This is a genomic window from Streptomyces sp. NPDC045955 (genome assembly GCF_056430805.1).
Map to the genome: position 1 here is coordinate 121,821 of NZ_JBWKKY010000002.1, position 16,076 is coordinate 137,896.

A 16,076-nucleotide genomic window follows, 5' to 3' on the forward strand; every position below is an offset into this window, starting at 1 on the left:
GGGCCGCATCTCCGTGTGCCCGGACACAGCGGGAATGCTCGCCCCTTAGGATCCGTTGGGTGGGGTGAGAGTTCCGAGAGGAAGCTCCCACAGGTCGAACGACGCAGTCCAGAGACGAGGAATCAAGCCGTGAGCGACGTCCGTAACGTGATCATCATCGGCTCCGGGCCCGCCGGCTATACGGCGGCGCTCTACACCGCGCGCGCGTCGCTGAAGCCACTGGTGTTCGAGGGCGCCGTCACCGCCGGCGGTGCGCTCATGAACACCACCGACGTCGAGAACTTCCCGGGCTTCCAGGACGGCATCATGGGCCCCGAGCTCATGGACAACATGCGCGCCCAGGCGGAGCGCTTCGGCGCCGAGCTCGTCCCGGACGACATCGTCGCCGTCGACCTGACCGGTGAGGTCAAGACCGTCACGGACACGGCCGGTACCGTCCACCGGGCCAAGGCCGTCATCGTCGCCACCGGCTCGCAGCACCGTAAGCTCGGTCTGCCGAACGAAGACGCCCTTTCCGGCCGTGGAGTGTCCTGGTGCGCCACCTGTGACGGGTTCTTCTTCAAGGACCAGGACATCGCCGTGATCGGTGGTGGCGACACCGCCATGGAGGAGGCCACCTTCCTCTCGCGGTTCGCCAAGTCCGTGACCGTCGTCCACCGCCGCGACACCCTGCGCGCCTCCAAGGCGATGCAGGAGCGTGCCTTCGCCGACCCGAAGATCACGTTCGTGTGGGACAGCGAGGTCGCCGAGATCCAGGGCGACGCGAAGCTCTCGGGCTTGAAGCTGCGCAACCTCAAGACCGGCGAGCTCTCGGACCTGCCGGTGACCGGTCTGTTCATCGCCATCGGCCACGACCCTCGGACCGAGCTCTTCAAGGGTCAGCTCGACCTGGACGACGAGGGCTACCTGAAGGTGACCGCACCATCGACGCGCACGAACCTGACCGGGGTCTTCGCCGCCGGCGATGTGGTCGACCACACCTACCGTCAGGCGATCACCGCGGCGGGGACCGGCTGCTCCGCCGCTCTCGACGCCGAGCGCTACCTCGCCGCCCTCGCGGACGAGGAGCAGCCCGAGCCCGAGAAGACCTCTGTCTGACCCCTCCCTACCCGCCCCACGCACCAACCAGTTAAGGAGCCCGCCGTGGCCGGCACCCTGAAGAATGTGACCGACGACTCCTTCGAGCAGGACGTCCTCAAGAGCGACAAGCCCGTTCTGGTGGACTTCTGGGCCGCCTGGTGCGGTCCGTGCCGTCAGATCGCGCCGTCCCTCGAGGCGATCGCCTCCGAGTACGGCGACAAGATCGAGGTCGTCAAGCTGAACATCGACGAGAACCCGGGTACGGCCGCCAAGTACGGCGTCATGTCCATCCCGACCCTGAACGTCTACCAGGGTGGCGAGGTCGCCAAGACCATCGTGGGCGCCAAGCCGAAGGCCGCGATCGTTCGCGACCTCGAGGAGTTCATCGCCGAGTGAACCGGCGGAGCCGTCGGAGCGACGGTGCACGTTTCACGTGAAACACGAATGGGCCAACCCGGACGGGTTGGCCCATTCGTTTGAGTACCGGCCCCAGCGACCGCCGAATGCCGCCTTACAGCGGCCGCAGCGCCGGCTCCTTCTGCACGGCTCCCAGAAGCCGGTCGAGGGCCATCTCGACGTCTTCCTTCCAGGAGAGCGTCGACCGCAGTTCCAGTCTCAGCCGGGGATGGGTGGGGTGCTGCCGGACCGTCTTGAAGCCCACCGCCAGGAGGTGATCTGCGGGCAGCACGCAGGCCGGTTCCTTCCAGCGCACATCCCCGAACGCCTCGATCGCTTTGAACCCGCGCCGCAGGAGGTCCTTGGCGACCGTCTGGACCATCACCCGACCGAGCCCCTGCCCCTGGTACCCCGGCACGATGAACGCGGTCATCAGCTGCACCGCGTCGGGGGAGACGGGACTCGTGGGGAACGCCGTAGAGCGCGGGACATAGGCGGGGGGTGCGTAGAGCACGAAACCCACGGGCACGTCGTCGACGTACACGACCCGGCCGCAGGACCCCCAGTCCAGCAGAACGGCCGAGATCCAGGCTTCCTTCTCCAGAGCGGACTCGCCCGCCTTTACCGCGGCCTCACCGCTGACCGGGTCGAGCTCCCAGAAGACACACGACCGACAGCGTTGGGGAAGGTCCTGAAGGTTGTCCAACGTGAGCGGTACGAGCCGGCGACCCATGAAGGCTGATCCTCGCTTCCTTCGCCTGCCGCGTCGCGGGCGGCTGTGAGAGCGCTCCGTTCCCTGAGGAGACTGCCGATGAACCCACCGACCGCTCCCAGCCCCAAACCGGCGCTCACCAGTCCAGTGCGGCTCATCGTTCGCATGGCCCCTGCCTTCCTCTCAGAGGTGCTGCCGGGTGGTTGCGCCGTATCCGAACGCATCGTATCCACGATGTGATTCCATCGATACCGCCAGAAAGGAAAGAGCGAGCCACGTTCCGGCACACACCGGACATGGCCCGCTCTGTCACCCACAACAGCGGCTCCCGCCGGAGGCTCAGGACTCGCTCTCCTCGGAGTCGCCCTCCAGCAGGCTCTTCTGCAGAACCGGTCCCTCGCCGGGAGCGAGTGAACCGAGGATCCGCTCAAGGTCCTCCATGGAGGCGAACTCGACGGTGATCTTGCCCTTCTTCTGGCCCAGGTCGACCTTCACCCGCGTCTCGAAGCGGTCCGAGAGCCGCGTGGCGAGCTCGGACAGCGCGGGAGAGACACGAGCACCGGCACGCGGGCCCTTGGGCCGCTGGGCCTTCTGGGGACGCGACCCCATCAGGGTCACGATCTCCTCGACGGCCCGCACCGACAGCCCCTCGGCCACGATGCGGTGAGCGAGCCGGTCCTGCTCCTCCGAGTCCTCGACGGACAGCAGGGCCCGAGCGTGACCCGCGGAGAGCACTCCGGCGGCGACCCGACGCTGCACCGCCGGAGAGAGCTTCAGCAGGCGCAGGGTGTTGGAGACCTGTGGGCGGGATCGGCCGATGCGGTCCGCCAGCTGGTCGTGCGTGCAGTTGAAGTCCCGCAGCAACTGGTCGTAGGCGGCTGCCTCTTCCAGCGGGTTCAGCTGGGCGCGGTGCAGGTTCTCCAGCAGAGCGTCCAGGAGGAGCTTCTCGTCCTCCGTGGCGCGCACGATCGCCGGGATCGCCTCCAGCCCCGCCTCGCGGCAAGCCCTCCAGCGGCGCTCGCCCATGATGAGCTCGTAGTGGGCAGGACCCACCTGCCGTACGACGACCGGCTGGAGGAGCCCCACCTCCTTGATGGAGGTGATGAGCTCGGCCAGCGCGTCCTCGTCGAACACCTCACGCGGCTGCCGCGGGTTCGGCGTGATGGAGTCGAGGGGAATCTCGGCGAAGTGCGCACCGACGGGTGCCGCAGGCGTGGCGGGAGCACTGGGCTGCGCCGGTTCCTCTGTTTCACGTGAAACATTCGGCAGGGTCGCCACCTTGGCCGCGGCCACCCCACGGTCGTTCGGCAGCACGGGCACTGCCGCGGGGGACGTAGAAGCGGCACCCCCTGTCGCAGCCTGGGCCACCGACTTCTCGGTCGGCGCAGCAGGGATCAGTGCGCCGAGACCACGGCCCAGCCCCCTCCGTCGCTCGCTCACTGAATGCCCTCCACCATGCTCGGGTCGTTTTGCTGTGCGCCAATATGGGCGTGCGTCGCGTCATAGCTGATGCCGACTCCCTTCAGCGCGATCTCTCGTGCCGCCTCAAGATAAGAGAGGGCACCACTCGATCCAGGATCGTAAGTCAGGACCGTCTGCCCATAACTCGGCGCCTCGGAGATACGGACGGACCTTGGAATGCTCGTCCGCAGCACCTCGTCGCCGAAGTGGGTGCGTACCTCTTCCGCGACCTGGGACGCGAGTCGCGTCCGGCCGTCGTACATGGTGAGGAGGATGGTCGACACATGAAGGGCGGGGTTGAGGTGCCCCCGCACCAGGTCGACGTTCCGCAACAACTGACCCAGGCCTTCCAGCGCGTAGTACTCGCACTGGATCGGGATCAGAACCTCCTGGCCCGCCACCAACGCATTGACCGTCAGGAGGCCGAGCGAGGGCGGACAGTCGATGAGGATGTAGTCCAGCGGCTGTTCGTACGCCTGGATGGCACGCTGCAGCCGGCTCTCTCGTGCCACCAGGGACACCAGCTCGATCTCCGCACCGGCGAGATCGATCGTGGCAGGGGCACAGAAGAGACCCTCGACATCTGGCACCGGCTGGACGACCTCTGAGAGCGGTTTACTCTCCACCAACACGTCGTAGATGGACGGGACTTCGGCGTGATGGTCGATGCCCAGCGCGGTGGACGCATTGCCCTGTGGGTCGAGGTCGACCACCAGCACTCGGCCACCATGCAGGGCCAGCGACGCGGCAAGGTTGACGGTCGTCGTCGTCTTGCCCACACCGCCCTTCTGGTTGGCGACCACCATGATTCGGGTCTGCTCGGGCCGTGGCAGGCCCTCGCCGGCGCGGCCTAGAGCCTCCACCGCCAGTTGGGCAGCACGACCGATGGGAGTGTCGTCCATCGGAGGCGGTGTTTCACGTGAAACATCCGCCCCCATCGACTCGGTACGGGGACCGGGGACCGGATCGGTCATCGGTCCCGCGATGTTGGCGTCGGACCGCAAGGATTCACTCTCCTCGACTTCAGGCTCGCAATGAACAGAGCCTCCCATGCCTTCGGGGTCGTGAACCAGTGAGGCCTTCCGTTCTGTGGAGAAATCCACCTCTGTGGACAACTCAGTTCCCTCATCGAGTGACCCGAGAGGCTTACGGTCGCGGGGTTCGGCCGCAGCGCGGCCACGACTGATGATGCCGTGCAGCAGTGAGCGACGTTTCACGTGAAACACGATGCACAGCCGCCGTGGCCGAACTGCCGCGACACTCCGGCTTGCGTACGTTTGGCAGCTTGTGTGGAGTACGTCTCGCCCTCAAGACGGATCAGCGTCGTCGGACGGGTTCATCGTCTCCCGCAGGGTCAGCGGCGTCGGCGGGCCCGCCCCGTGCGAGCCGCCTTGGCGCGCTTCGCCGCGAAGCGCACCCCACCGGGGCTCTCCCCGACCTCCACCCGGACGACCGTGGACATCGGATCCACCACGCCCTCACCAACATGCAGGATGGACGTCTCCACCGCACCCAGCTTGCTCAGGGCCGCCGACGCGCTCTTCAGCTCCTCCTCGGCGGCGTCGCCCTTGAGAGCGAGCATCTCCCCGTACGGCCGCAGCAGAGGGATACCCCATGTGGCGAGGCGGTCGAGGGGCGCGACGGCTCGGGCTGTCACGACGTGAACGGGCTGGATCTTGCCCATGACCTCCTCGGCCCGGCCGCGCACGACGGTCACATGATCCAGGCCGAGCAGTTCCACGACTTCGGAGAGGAAATTGGTACGCCGCAGCAGCGGCTCCAGCAGCGTGATCTTCAGGTCCTCCCGGACCAGTGCCAGCGGGATCCCGGGGAGGCCGGCGCCCGAGCCGACATCGCACACCGTCACGCCCTCGGGCACGACCTCCGAGAGCACCGCGCAGTTCAGCAGGTGCCGCTCCCACAGGCGGGGCACTTCACGCGGGCCGATGAGACCGCGCTGCACGCCTGCCTCAGCGAGCAGCTCGGCGTACCGCACCGCATCCGCGAAGCGATCACCGAACACCTCGCGCGCCTGCTCGGGCGCGGGGGGAAGCTCCGCTGCCTCCGTCACGGGGGACCGTCCTTCCGTACCGCGTCAGCGCGCACCCGCGCCGACACCAGAACCACCAGAACTATCAGGCTGACAAAGTTCGGCCCCGCCTGCGCAACAGACGGGGCCGGAAAACGTAGGGGCCGATCAGGCGGGAAGCACGACGACGAAGCGCTCCGGCTCCTCGCCCTCGGACTCGCTGCGCAGGCCGGCGGCCTTGACAGCGTCGTGCACGACCTTGCGCTCGAACGGCGTCATCGGGTCCAGCTTCACGGCCTCACCGCTGCTCTTGGCCTCGGCCGCGGCCTTGGCGCCCAGCTCCGACAGCTCGGAGCGCTTCTGGGCGCGGTATCCCGCGATGTCGAGCATCAGCCGGCTGCGGTCACCGGTTTCACGGTGCACGGCCAGACGGGTGAGCTCCTGGAGCGCCTCCAGCACCTCACCGTCCCGGCCGACCAGCTTCTGCAGGTCGCGGCTGCCCGTGTCGCTGATGATCGAGACAGAGGCACGGTCGGCCTCGACGTCCATGTCGATGTCGCCGTCGAGGTCGGCGATGTCGAGCAGACCCTCCAGGTAGTCCGCCGCGATCTCGCCTTCCTGCTCCAGGCGGGTCAGGGTGTCTGCACCCTCGGCAGCGGCGGAGGTGGTGCCTTCCGTCACGGGATGGACTCCTTCTTACTTCTTGGACGGGGACTTGGGCCGCTGCGGACCCTTGCGCTGTCCGGACTGGGCCTTGCTGCGGGTACCGCTGCCGGACTTCGCGCCGCCCTTCTTGGCAGCGGTGGCGGGCTTGGCGTCCTCGGGCGCGTCGGACTTGGTGAGCGACGTCTTCTGCTCGGACTCCTCGGCCGCCTTGGCGGCAGCGGACTGGCGCTGTGCCTTGGTCTGCCGCTTGGGCTGCTGGCGCTTCGGCGTGCCGGTGGTCGGCGTACCATCCTCGGCCTCGACAGCGGCTGCGGTGTCGCTCTTGATCACGGTGCCGTCGGTCTGAGCGGCGAGGCCGGCCTTGCTGAGGCCGTTGATGAACTTGCGCTCGAACTCGTTACGGTCGCGCCCCTTGGCGACGATCGCCTTCACGATGACCTTGTCACGCCGCCGGCTGACCTTGCCGTGCGTGGTGACGTGCTTGTGCAGGCGCTCCAGGTACGCGGCCTGGGCCTTGGAACCCGGGGTCGGGTTGTTGTGGATGACGTACATCTGCTGGCCCATGGTCCACACGTTGGTGGTCAGCCAGTAGACGAGGACACCGACCGGGAAGTTGATGCCGAAGACGGCGAACATGACGGGGAAGACGTACATCAGCATCTTCTGCTGCTGCATGAACGGGGTCTTCACCGTGGTGTCGACGTTCTTCGTCATCAGCTGGCGCTGGGTGAAGAACTGCGACGCCGACATCAGGACGATCATGATGGCGGTGACCACGCGGACGTCGGTGAGGGAGGCACCGAGTGCTTCCACCTTCGACGCGCTGTCGGTGAACTTCACCGCCAGCGGCGCACCGACGATGTGCGCCTTCTGCGCGCTCTCCAGAAGGCTGGTGTTGATCACGCCGATGGTGTCGTTCGACGCGATGCTGTTGAGCACGTGGTACAGGGCGAAGAAGAACGGGGACTGCGCCAGGATGGGAAGGCACGAGGAGAGCGGGTTGGTGCCCGTCTCCTTGTACAGCTTCATCATCTCTTCGGACTGACGCTGCTTGTCGTTCTTGTAGCGCTCCTGGATCTTCTTCATCTCGGGCTGGAGCGTCTGCATGGCCCGGGTCGCCTTGATCTGCTTCACGAAGAGCGGGATCAGGCAGATACGGATCAGGATCACCAGGGACACGATCGACAGGCCCCAGGCCCAGCCGGTGTCGGGGCCGAAGAGGGCGCCGTACACCGAGTGGAACTGGACGATGACCCAGGAGACGGGTGTGGTGATGAAGCTGAAGAGGCTGGCAATCGTGTCCACTAATCATGCTCCTTGGGCATGGGACGGTGTCTCTGCGGCCGGGCTCGAAGGGCTCGGGGGACTTGTGGGAGAAGTCTGTCCTTCGATGGCCGGGTCGGCGGCGGAGGGCCCGCCCTTGCGTGCACGCCACGCGTTACGCAGCATTTCGTGCCACCGCGGGCGCTTGCGCGGCGGGACATGGTCCACACCACCCAGCGACCACGGGTTGCACCGCAGGATGCGCCAGGCCGTGAGTGCCGTTCCCTTGATGGCACCGTGCCGGTCGATGGCCGTGAAGCCGTAGTGGGAGCACGACGGGTAGTACTTGCAGACCGGCCCGAGCAGCGGACTGATCGTCCACTGGTAGAGCTTGATCAGAGCAAGCAGCGGGTACTTCATCGCGCGCCCCCTCCCAGCAGCCGCTGGAGGGCGGCGTCCAGGTCTCGGGCCAGCTGTGCATGGTCGGCGTCGCCCGCACCGGGCAGCGCTCGTACCACTACCAGGCTACCGGGGGGCAGCTGGGCGATTCGGTCGCGCATCAGGTGGCGAAGCCTGCGCTTGACTTTGTTGCGTACGACCGCACCACCCACGGCTTTGCTCACGACGAAACCCGCACGCGTCGGGGGAGCGCTCTCCCCAGGCGCATGCGGGTCCGTGGCACCGCTACGAAGGTGGACGACGAGGTGCGGGCGTCCAGCCCGGCGTCCTCGCCGTACCGCGGTCGCGAAGTCCTCGCGCCGCCTCAGCCGGTTCTCGGTGGGCAGCACGACGTCATGACCTGACCGGGATCAGGCGGACAGACGGGCGCGACCCTTGCTACGGCGGGACGCGAGAATCGCGCGGCCGGCACGGGTGCGCATACGCAGCCGGAAGCCGTGGGTCTTCGCGCGACGACGGTTGTTCGGCTGGAAGGTGCGCTTGCTCACTCGGGGGCTCCAGAAGATTTTGGTAGTTGCGGGGTGCCGTCCTGGCTGTCACCGTGCGCCCACGAGTAGCTCGCAGTTACGCCCGAGTGCACCGCTTACCGATCACCCAAATGATCTGTGCCCATCGGAGGCAGGCGGCAGCAGCCATCGACAACTCGACCTGGTTACGGTACGCGCGGCTACGCCATCCGGTCAAACCAGCAGCTGCCCGCAGACACTTGTCCACAGGCTGGGGACAACAACTTGAACCGCAGTGGCCGCCCTGACTACCGTGACGGAACTCCGATTCGTTCCCTTATCCCTGCCCCACCCGATTTACATCCCGAGCCGTCCCAGAACCACACGTTCGTGGGACCTGTGAGAGAGCGTGCCCTGTGGCTGACGTACCTGCCGATCTTGCCGCAGTGTGGCCACGCGTATTGGAGCAGCTCCTCGGGGAGGGCCGCGGCCAGGGTGTCGAGTCCAAGGACGAGCACTGGATCCGGCGCTGCCAGCCGCTCGCGCTGGTCGCGGACACGGCCCTGCTCGCCGTACCGAACGAATTCGCGAAGGGCGTACTCGAGGGCCGCCTGGCGCCCGTCGTCAGCGAGACCCTGAGCCGCGAGTGCGGCCGGCCGATCCGGATCGCGATCACCGTCGACGACTCAGCGGGCGAGCCCCCGGCCGCGACGGCGCCCCCGGCCCGCCCCCCGTCGCGGTACGAGGAGCCCGAGCTTCCGGCCGCGCGCCAGGACCGCGACGGTTACGAGGGGTACGGGCGCCACCGCGCCGACCAGCTGCCGGGAACGTCAGGCGACCAGCTCCCGCCTACGCGCGGAGATCAGCTCCCCTCCGCCCGTCCCGCGTACCCGTCCGAGTACCAGCGCCCCGAACCCGGCTCCTGGCCGCGGCCGCCGCAGGACGACTACGGCTGGCAGCAGCAACGCCTCGGCTTCCCCGAACGTGACCCGTACGCGTCACCCAACCAGGACACCTACGGCACCCAGGACTCGTACGGATCCCATGGTCCGCCTGGTTCGTCGCAGGATTCGTATGGGTCCCACGGACCGTCGCAGGATTCCTACGGATCACAGCGATCACATGGCTCGCAGGGATCCCATGGCTCACAGGGATCCCATGGGTCACAGGATTCCTATGGATCGCATGGTTCACAGGACTCGTACGGCTCGTCCCCGCAGGACGCCTACGGCTCCCCGCCCCAGGACTACCGCCCGCAGTCCATGGAGCGCCCCTCCTACGAGGCACCGCGCTCCGACTACGACACGTCACGCCCCGACTACGACCAGCGCGACCCGGTCCGCCGGGAGCTGCCGGACCCGCCCGCCGGCTCCGGCCACGTGCACCGCGGCGGCCCCGTGGGCCCGAACCTGCCCACGACCGGTGCGCCCGGCCCGCTGGCCGCGCAGCCCGCTCCGGCGACCGGCCCCGGAGAGCCCACCGCGCGCCTGAACCCGAAGTACCTCTTCGACACGTTCGTCATCGGCGCGTCCAACCGCTTCGCGCACGCCGCCGCTGTCGCCGTCGCCGAGGCACCGGCGAAGGCGTACAACCCCCTGTTCATCTACGGGGAGTCCGGGCTCGGCAAGACGCACCTGCTGCACGCGATCGGGCACTACGCGCGCAGCCTCTACCCGGGCACGCGGGTGCGGTACGTGAGCTCGGAGGAGTTCACCAACGAGTTCATCAACTCCATCCGCGACGGCAAGGGCGACAGCTTCCGCAAGCGCTACCGCGAGATGGACATCCTGCTCGTCGACGACATCCAGTTCCTGGCGGACAAGGAGTCGACGCAGGAGGAGTTCTTCCACACCTTCAACACGCTCCACAACGCCAACAAGCAGATCGTGCTGTCCTCCGACCGGCCGCCCAAGCAGCTGGTGACGCTGGAGGACCGGCTGCGGAACCGTTTCGAGTGGGGTCTGATCACCGACGTGCAGCCGCCCGAGCTGGAGACGCGGATCGCGATCCTCCGCAAGAAGGCGGTGCAGGAGCAGCTGAACGCGCCACCGGAGGTGCTGGAGTTCATCGCGTCCCGGATCTCGCGCAACATCCGCGAGCTGGAGGGCGCGCTGATCCGGGTCACGGCGTTCGCCTCGCTCAACCGGCAGCCGGTCGACCTCGGCCTGACGGAGATCGTCCTCAAGGACCTGATCCCCGGCGGCGAGGACTCCGCGCCCGAGATCACGTCCACGGCGATCATGGGCGCGACGGCGGACTACTTCGGGCTGACCGTCGAGGACCTGTGCGGCACCTCGCGCGGCCGCGCCCTCGTCACCGCCCGGCAGATCGCCATGTACCTGTGCCGTGAGCTCACGGACCTGTCGCTGCCGAAGATCGGCGCGCTGTTCGGCGGCCGCGACCACACGACGGTCATGCACGCCGACCGCAAGATCCGCAATCTGATGGCCGAGCGCCGCTCGATCTACAACCAGGTCACCGAGCTGACCAACCGCATCAAGAACGGCTGACACGGCCGGTCGTACGACGCCGAAGGGCGCCCCCGGAAGACCTGTCCGGGGGCGCCCTTCGGCATGAGGGCGGCCGGCCGTCGTCCAGCCGCGGCCGGCCGTCGTCCAGCCGCGGCCGACCGTCGTCACGCCGAAGCCAACCGTCGTCCTGCTGTCGGCTGCCGGTTGTTCGAATACCTGCCGAGTTACGGCCGCTCTCCACAGATTCGGTGACTTTTTCCCGTCCACACCCTGGGGACTGGGAAGTTGTCCAGACTGTGTCCACAGAGGCCCCGAGTGAAGGACCATCAGACCAGCTCAGTGGCATGTGGATTCGTGGACGAACGATCTCCACAGGCTGTGGACAACGCGGGGATCCACAGGCTGTGCATCGAGTTGTCCACCGGCAACCCACAGGTTGAGGCCGGTTGTCCCCAGCGATCCCCAGCTTCTCCACATCGCTGTCCACTGTTCGGCAACGCGACGCGCCTCCTCACCGGGTCGAGTGAAAGGCGTCACACGAAGGTGCCGGGTTGGGCTGTGGGAAAGCTGGGTAAAACTGGGGACGGCGCTGGGGAGAACTCGCCTCCCCCTGTGCACGAGGTGTGCAGAACTTTCCGTTCTCCACAGAGACCCCTGGTTGTCCACCGCCGTCACCCACAGGACCGGTGGACAAAATTTCCGCTCTGAGCTGGGCAAACGTGGTTATCCACGGTATCCACAGGCCCTACTACTACTCCCGACTAGAGAGAGCTGGGAATTCGTTTCGAAGCGGGTCCTGTGCACAACTCGCTCTCCGGCGCCCGACCGCCCCTCGTCACGACTTGACCCCGAGAGGCAACTACTGTCAGTGCGGTGCGTCAGACTGGTCCCCGGTGTCCTCCCCATCCCAGGGACCGTCGACACCGACACAGACGACGAGGGCCAGGCAGAGCGAGAAGCGCCGGCAACAGCAGGAGGCGGCAACAGTGAAGATCCGGGTGGAACGCGACGTACTCGCGGAGGCAGTGGCCTGGGCGGCACGCAGCCTCCCGGCCCGTCCGCCGGCGCCTGTCCTCGCCGGCCTGCTGCTGAAGGCCGAGGACGGTCAGCTGAGCCTGTCCAGCTTCGACTACGAGGTCTCGGCGCGCGTGTCCGTGGAGGCCGAGGTCGAGGATGAGGGCACGGTGCTCGTCTCCGGCCGCCTCCTCGCGGACATCTGCCGCGCCCTCCCCAACCGGCCGGTGGAGATCTCCACAGACGGTGTACGGGCGACCGTGGTCTGCGGCTCCTCCCGGTTCACCCTCCACACACTGCCTGTGGAGGAGTACCCGGCGCTGCCGCAGATGCCGAACGCGACGGGCACGGTCCCCGGCGAGGTCTTCGCCTCCGCCGCCGCCCAGGTGGCGATCGCCGCCGGCCGCGACGACACGCTGCCCGTCCTCACGGGCGTCCGCATCGAGATCGAGGGCGACACGGTCACGCTGGCGTCCACCGACCGCTACCGCTTCGCGGTGCGTGAGTTCCTGTGGAAGCCGGAGAACCCGGAGGCCTCCGCGGTCGCCCTGGTGCCCGCCAAGACGCTGCTGGACACCGCCAAGGCCCTGACGAGCGGCGACCAGGTCACCCTGGCGCTGTCCGGGTCGGGCTCGGGCGAGGGCCTGATCGGCTTCGAGGGCGCCGGCCGCCGTACGACGACCCGCCTGCTGGAGGGCGACCTCCCGAAGTACCGCACGCTGTTCCCGACGGAGTTCAACAGCGTCGCCGTGATCGAGACCGCCCCCTTCGTGGAGGCCGTCAAGCGTGTGGCTCTCGTCGCCGAGCGGAACACCCCGGTGCGCCTCAGCTTCGAGCAGGGCGTGCTCATCCTGGAGGCCGGCTCCAGCGACGACGCACAGGCTGTGGAAAGGGTCGACGCCCAGCTGGAGGGCGACGACATCTCGATCGCCTTCAATCCGACGTTCCTGCTGGACGGCCTGAGCGCCATCGACTCCCCGGTCGCCCAGCTGTCCTTCACGACGTCCACGAAGCCCGCGCTGCTCAGCGGCAAGCCGGCACTGGACGCCGAGGCGGACGAGGCCTACAAGTACCTGATCATGCCGGTGCGGCTCAGCGGCTGAGTTCCGACCGGTTGTCCACAGGCTGGGGGCAAACCCGCAGGTGAGGGCTACGACTGAGCGCGTATGCCCACAGATGTGCGCGAGCGTCCGGGTTTAGGCTCGGCACGGTACGAAAGTGCCGCAACGCCACATCGGACACCTGCAAACCTAAGGAACACAACTGATGGAGCTCGGTCTCGTCGGCCTCGGCAAGATGGGCGGCAACATGCGCGAGCGGATCCGCCGCGCGGGCCACACCGTCTTCGGATACGACCGCAACCCGGACCTCGCCGATGTCCACAGCCTGCCGGAGCTTGTGGGCAAGCTCAGCGGCCCGCGTGTGGTGTGGGTGATGGTCCCGGCCGGCGAGCCCACGCAGTCCACCATCGACGAGCTCGCCGAACTGCTGGAGCCCGGTGACGTCGTCGTGGACGGCGGCAATTCCCGCTGGACCGACGACGAGAAGCACGCCGAGGAGCTGGCGGCCAAGGGCATCGGCTTCGTCGACTGCGGTGTCTCCGGCGGCGTCTGGGGCCTGGAGAACGGCTACGCGCTGATGTACGGCGGCGACGCGGAGAACGTCGCCAAGGTGCAGCCGGTCTTCGACGCCCTGAAGCCGGAGGGCGACTTCGGCGCGGTGCACGCGGGCAAGGTCGGCGCGGGCCACTTCGCGAAGATGGTCCACAACGGCATCGAGTACGCGATGATGCAGGCTTATGCCGAGGGCTGGGAGCTGCTGGAGAAGGTCGACTCCGTGACCGACGTCCGGGAGGTCTTCCGCTCCTGGCAGGAGGGCACGGTCATACGCTCCTGGCTGCTGGACCTCGCGGTCAACGCGCTCGACGAGGACGAGCACCTGGACAAGCTCCGGGGTTATGCACAGGACTCCGGTGAGGGACGCTGGACTGTGGAAGCCGCCATCGACCACGCGGTGCCGCTGCCGGCGATCACCGCGTCGCTGTTCGCGCGGTTCGCCTCCCGTCAGGAGGACTCGCCCCAGATGAAGATGATCGCGGCGCTGCGGAACCAGTTCGGCGGCCACGCGGTCGAGAAGAAGTAACCGAGCACCGAGGGAGATCGGCGAAACGACCATGCACGTCACGCATCTGTCGCTGGCCGACTTCCGCTCGTATCCCCGGGTCGAGGTCCCGCTCGACCCGGGGGTGACGGCCTTCGTCGGCCCGAACGGGCAGGGCAAGACCAACCTCGTCGAGGCCGTCGGCTATCTCGCCACACTCGGCAGCCACCGCGTCTCCTCCGACGCCCCCCTGGTCCGCATGGGCGCCGAGCGCGCGATCATCCGGGCCCAGGTGCGGCAGGGCGAGCGGCAGCAGCTGGTCGAGCTGGAGCTGAACCCGGGGCGCGCCAACCGAGCCCGTATCAACCGGTCCTCGCAGGTCAAGCCGCGTGACGTGCTGGGGATCGTACGGACCGTGCTGTTCGCCCCCGAGGATCTCGCCCTGGTCAAGGGCGACCCGGGTGAGCGGCGCCGCTTCCTCGACGAGCTGATCACCGCTCGGTCCCCGCGCATGGCCGGAGTCCGCTCCGACTACGACCGGGTCCTCAGGCAGCGCAACACCCTCCTGAAGTCGGCCGCGCTCGCCCGTCGGCACGGCGGCCGCAGCATGGACATGTCGACGCTCGACATCTGGGACCAGCATCTCGCGCGTGCGGGCGCCGAGTTGCTCGCCCAGCGTCTGGATCTGATCGCCGCCGTGCAGCCGCTCGCCGACAAGGCGTACGAGCAGCTCGCCCCCGGCGGCGGCCCGGTCGCCCTGGAGTACAAGCCGTCCGCGCCCGGCGAGGCGCACACCCGCGAGGACCTGTTCGAGCAGCTGATGGCCGCGCTCGCCGAGGCCCGCAGGCAGGAGATCGAGCGGGGCGTCACCCTGGTCGGCCCGCACCGGGACGACCTGCTGCTCAAGCTCGGCCAGCTGCCCGCCAAGGGCTACGCCTCCCACGGCGAGTCCTGGTCCTACGCGCTGGCGCTGCGCCTGGCCTCGTACGACCTGCTCAGAGCCGAGGGCAACGAGCCGGTGCTGGTGCTCGACGACGTCTTCGCCGAGTTGGACACCCGCCGCCGTGAGCGCCTCGCCGAGCTCGTGGCGCCCGGCGAGCAGGTCCTGGTGACCGCCGCGGTCGACGACGACGTTCCGCATGTGCTGTCGGGAGTGCGGTTCGCCGTGTCCGAGGGAACGGTGGAGCGCGTATGACGGAGAACACACCGGAGAACGCACCCGACGGCACACCGGGGCACACACCGGAGAGCCCGTCCGGGAAAACGCCCGGGCCCCGGTCTCCCGAGCCGTCCGGCGTGGACCTCGCGAGGGTGGCGCTCCGTGCCGCCAAGGAAGCCGCACGCGCGCGTGGGGACGCGGCGCAGCAGAAGAAGCAGGCGCGCCGCGGCGGTCTGCGTTCCGGCGCGCGCGCCGACGGCCGCGACCCCATGGCGCTCGGCTCGGCGATCAACCGGCTGATCACCGAGCGCGGCTGGGAGGCCCCGGCCGCGGTGGGCGGGGTGATGGGCCGCTGGCCGCAGATCGTCGGCGAGGACGTGGCCAAGCACTGCGTGCCCGAGAGATACGACGAGGACGAGCACGTCCTGTCCGTGCGCTGCGACTCCACGGCCTGGGCGACGAACCTCCGGCTGCTCGCTCCGACCCTGGTGGCGCGTCTCAACGAGGACCTGGGCCATGGCACGGTGAAGATGATCAAGGTGCAGGGCCCCGGCGGGCCAGGCCGCCGCTACGGCCCGTTGCGCGCCCCCGGGAGCACCGGCCCGGGCGACACATACGGCTGATGGTGCGGCTGACGGGACCCCCTCACCGAGGCTGCCCGAGGCCCCGCGAAGGCCCGATCGACGCCTGTTTCCCCCCGATCAACAGCAAGTGACTGACATCACAAAAATGGGCGCCGACGGCCCGTCCGGAGCCCAGGTGCCCCTCTCTTCGCACCACCGCACACGGTTGCGAATCGCGACCTGACTCCGAAGTAGCC

15 protein-coding genes and 2 pseudogenes are annotated in these 16,076 nt (G+C 68.2%); 8 read left to right on the forward strand and 9 right to left on the reverse strand.

All coding sequences use genetic code 11. The features are described 5' to 3' along the window. The first annotated feature begins 129 nt into the window (after nucleotides 1–129). On the forward strand, nucleotides 130–1,098 hold the full coding sequence (trxB, locus tag AC07F0_RS03835) for a thioredoxin-disulfide reductase (RefSeq protein ID WP_478973829.1): 969 nt from the start codon (nucleotides 130–132) through the stop codon (nucleotides 1,096–1,098). 45 nt (nucleotides 1,099–1,143) lie between these two features. Then, nucleotides 1,144–1,476 (forward strand): thioredoxin, encoded by a 333-nt coding sequence (gene trxA, locus AC07F0_RS03840; RefSeq protein ID WP_010032728.1) that lies wholly within the window; start codon nucleotides 1,144–1,146, stop codon nucleotides 1,474–1,476. Nucleotides 1,477–1,591: 115 nt separating this feature from the next. On the opposite strand, the gene AC07F0_RS03845 is transcribed toward trxA, so the two are convergent. From AC07F0_RS03845 to rpmH, 9 genes are all read right to left on the reverse strand, one after another. Next, the gene (locus AC07F0_RS03845; protein WP_478973831.1) at nucleotides 1,592–2,209 is read right to left on the reverse strand and encodes a GNAT family N-acetyltransferase; all 618 of its coding nucleotides are present in this window, start codon (nucleotides 2,207–2,209) and stop codon (nucleotides 1,592–1,594) included. Between the two features lie 318 nt (nucleotides 2,210–2,527). Continuing rightward, nucleotides 2,528–3,628: a ParB/RepB/Spo0J family partition protein gene (locus AC07F0_RS03850; protein ID WP_478973834.1), complete on the reverse strand. Its 1,101-nt coding sequence runs from the start codon at nucleotides 3,626–3,628 to the stop codon at nucleotides 2,528–2,530. Continuing rightward, the gene (locus AC07F0_RS03855) at nucleotides 3,625–4,701 is read right to left on the reverse strand and encodes a ParA family protein (RefSeq protein ID WP_078945117.1); all 1,077 of its coding nucleotides are present in this window, start codon (nucleotides 4,699–4,701) and stop codon (nucleotides 3,625–3,627) included. Before AC07F0_RS03855 ends, AC07F0_RS03850 begins: the two co-directional genes overlap by 4 nt. Before the next feature lie 302 nt (nucleotides 4,702–5,003). Beyond that, complete coding sequence (gene rsmG / locus AC07F0_RS03860) at nucleotides 5,004–5,720, reverse strand: 16S rRNA (guanine(527)-N(7))-methyltransferase RsmG (protein ID WP_059414784.1); 717 nt, start codon at nucleotides 5,718–5,720, stop codon at nucleotides 5,004–5,006. 126 nt (nucleotides 5,721–5,846) lie between these two features. Next, a complete protein-coding gene (locus tag AC07F0_RS03865) occupies nucleotides 5,847–6,359 on the reverse strand; it encodes a Jag family protein (protein WP_436728668.1) in 513 nt (170 codons plus the stop codon). Between the two features lie 15 nt (nucleotides 6,360–6,374). Then, the gene (yidC, locus tag AC07F0_RS03870; protein ID WP_436728669.1) at nucleotides 6,375–7,649 is read right to left on the reverse strand and encodes a membrane protein insertase YidC; all 1,275 of its coding nucleotides are present in this window, start codon (nucleotides 7,647–7,649) and stop codon (nucleotides 6,375–6,377) included. A gap of 3 nt (nucleotides 7,650–7,652) precedes the next feature. Next, nucleotides 7,653–8,027 (reverse strand): membrane protein insertion efficiency factor YidD, encoded by a 375-nt coding sequence (gene yidD / locus AC07F0_RS03875; RefSeq protein WP_356928059.1) that lies wholly within the window; start codon nucleotides 8,025–8,027, stop codon nucleotides 7,653–7,655. After that, complete coding sequence (rnpA, locus tag AC07F0_RS03880) at nucleotides 8,024–8,395, reverse strand: ribonuclease P protein component (protein WP_436728670.1); 372 nt, start codon at nucleotides 8,393–8,395, stop codon at nucleotides 8,024–8,026. Before rnpA ends, yidD begins: the two co-directional genes overlap by 4 nt. Before the next feature lie 21 nt (nucleotides 8,396–8,416). Beyond that, entirely contained in the window at nucleotides 8,417–8,554 is a 138-nt protein-coding gene (gene rpmH / locus AC07F0_RS03885) for a 50S ribosomal protein L34 (RefSeq protein WP_003956500.1), read from the reverse strand. Nucleotides 8,555–8,928: 374 nt separating this feature from the next. Here rpmH and dnaA (AC07F0_RS03890) point away from each other — a divergent pair. The 6 genes and pseudogenes from dnaA (AC07F0_RS03890) to AC07F0_RS03915 all read left to right on the forward strand — a co-directional run. Then, nucleotides 8,929–9,535, forward strand: a pseudogene (gene dnaA / locus AC07F0_RS03890) (chromosomal replication initiator protein DnaA); the annotation flags it as partial. Nucleotides 9,536–9,675: 140 nt separating this feature from the next. Beyond that, nucleotides 9,676–11,022, forward strand: a pseudogene (dnaA, locus tag AC07F0_RS03895) (chromosomal replication initiator protein DnaA); the annotation flags it as partial. 947 nt (nucleotides 11,023–11,969) lie between these two features. Next, complete coding sequence (gene dnaN, locus AC07F0_RS03900; RefSeq protein ID WP_478973837.1) at nucleotides 11,970–13,100, forward strand: DNA polymerase III subunit beta; 1,131 nt, start codon at nucleotides 11,970–11,972, stop codon at nucleotides 13,098–13,100. 163 nt (nucleotides 13,101–13,263) lie between these two features. Further along, entirely contained in the window at nucleotides 13,264–14,139 is an 876-nt protein-coding gene (gene gnd, locus AC07F0_RS03905; protein ID WP_478973839.1) for a phosphogluconate dehydrogenase (NAD(+)-dependent, decarboxylating), read from the forward strand. A gap of 31 nt (nucleotides 14,140–14,170) precedes the next feature. Next, nucleotides 14,171–15,292: a DNA replication/repair protein RecF gene (gene recF / locus AC07F0_RS03910; protein ID WP_478973842.1), complete on the forward strand. Its 1,122-nt coding sequence runs from the start codon at nucleotides 14,171–14,173 to the stop codon at nucleotides 15,290–15,292. Beyond that, the gene (locus AC07F0_RS03915; protein ID WP_478973845.1) at nucleotides 15,289–15,879 is read left to right on the forward strand and encodes a DciA family protein; all 591 of its coding nucleotides are present in this window, start codon (nucleotides 15,289–15,291) and stop codon (nucleotides 15,877–15,879) included. The genes recF and AC07F0_RS03915 overlap by 4 nt, the downstream gene beginning before the upstream one ends. The last annotated feature ends 197 nt before the right edge of the window (nucleotides 15,880–16,076 follow it).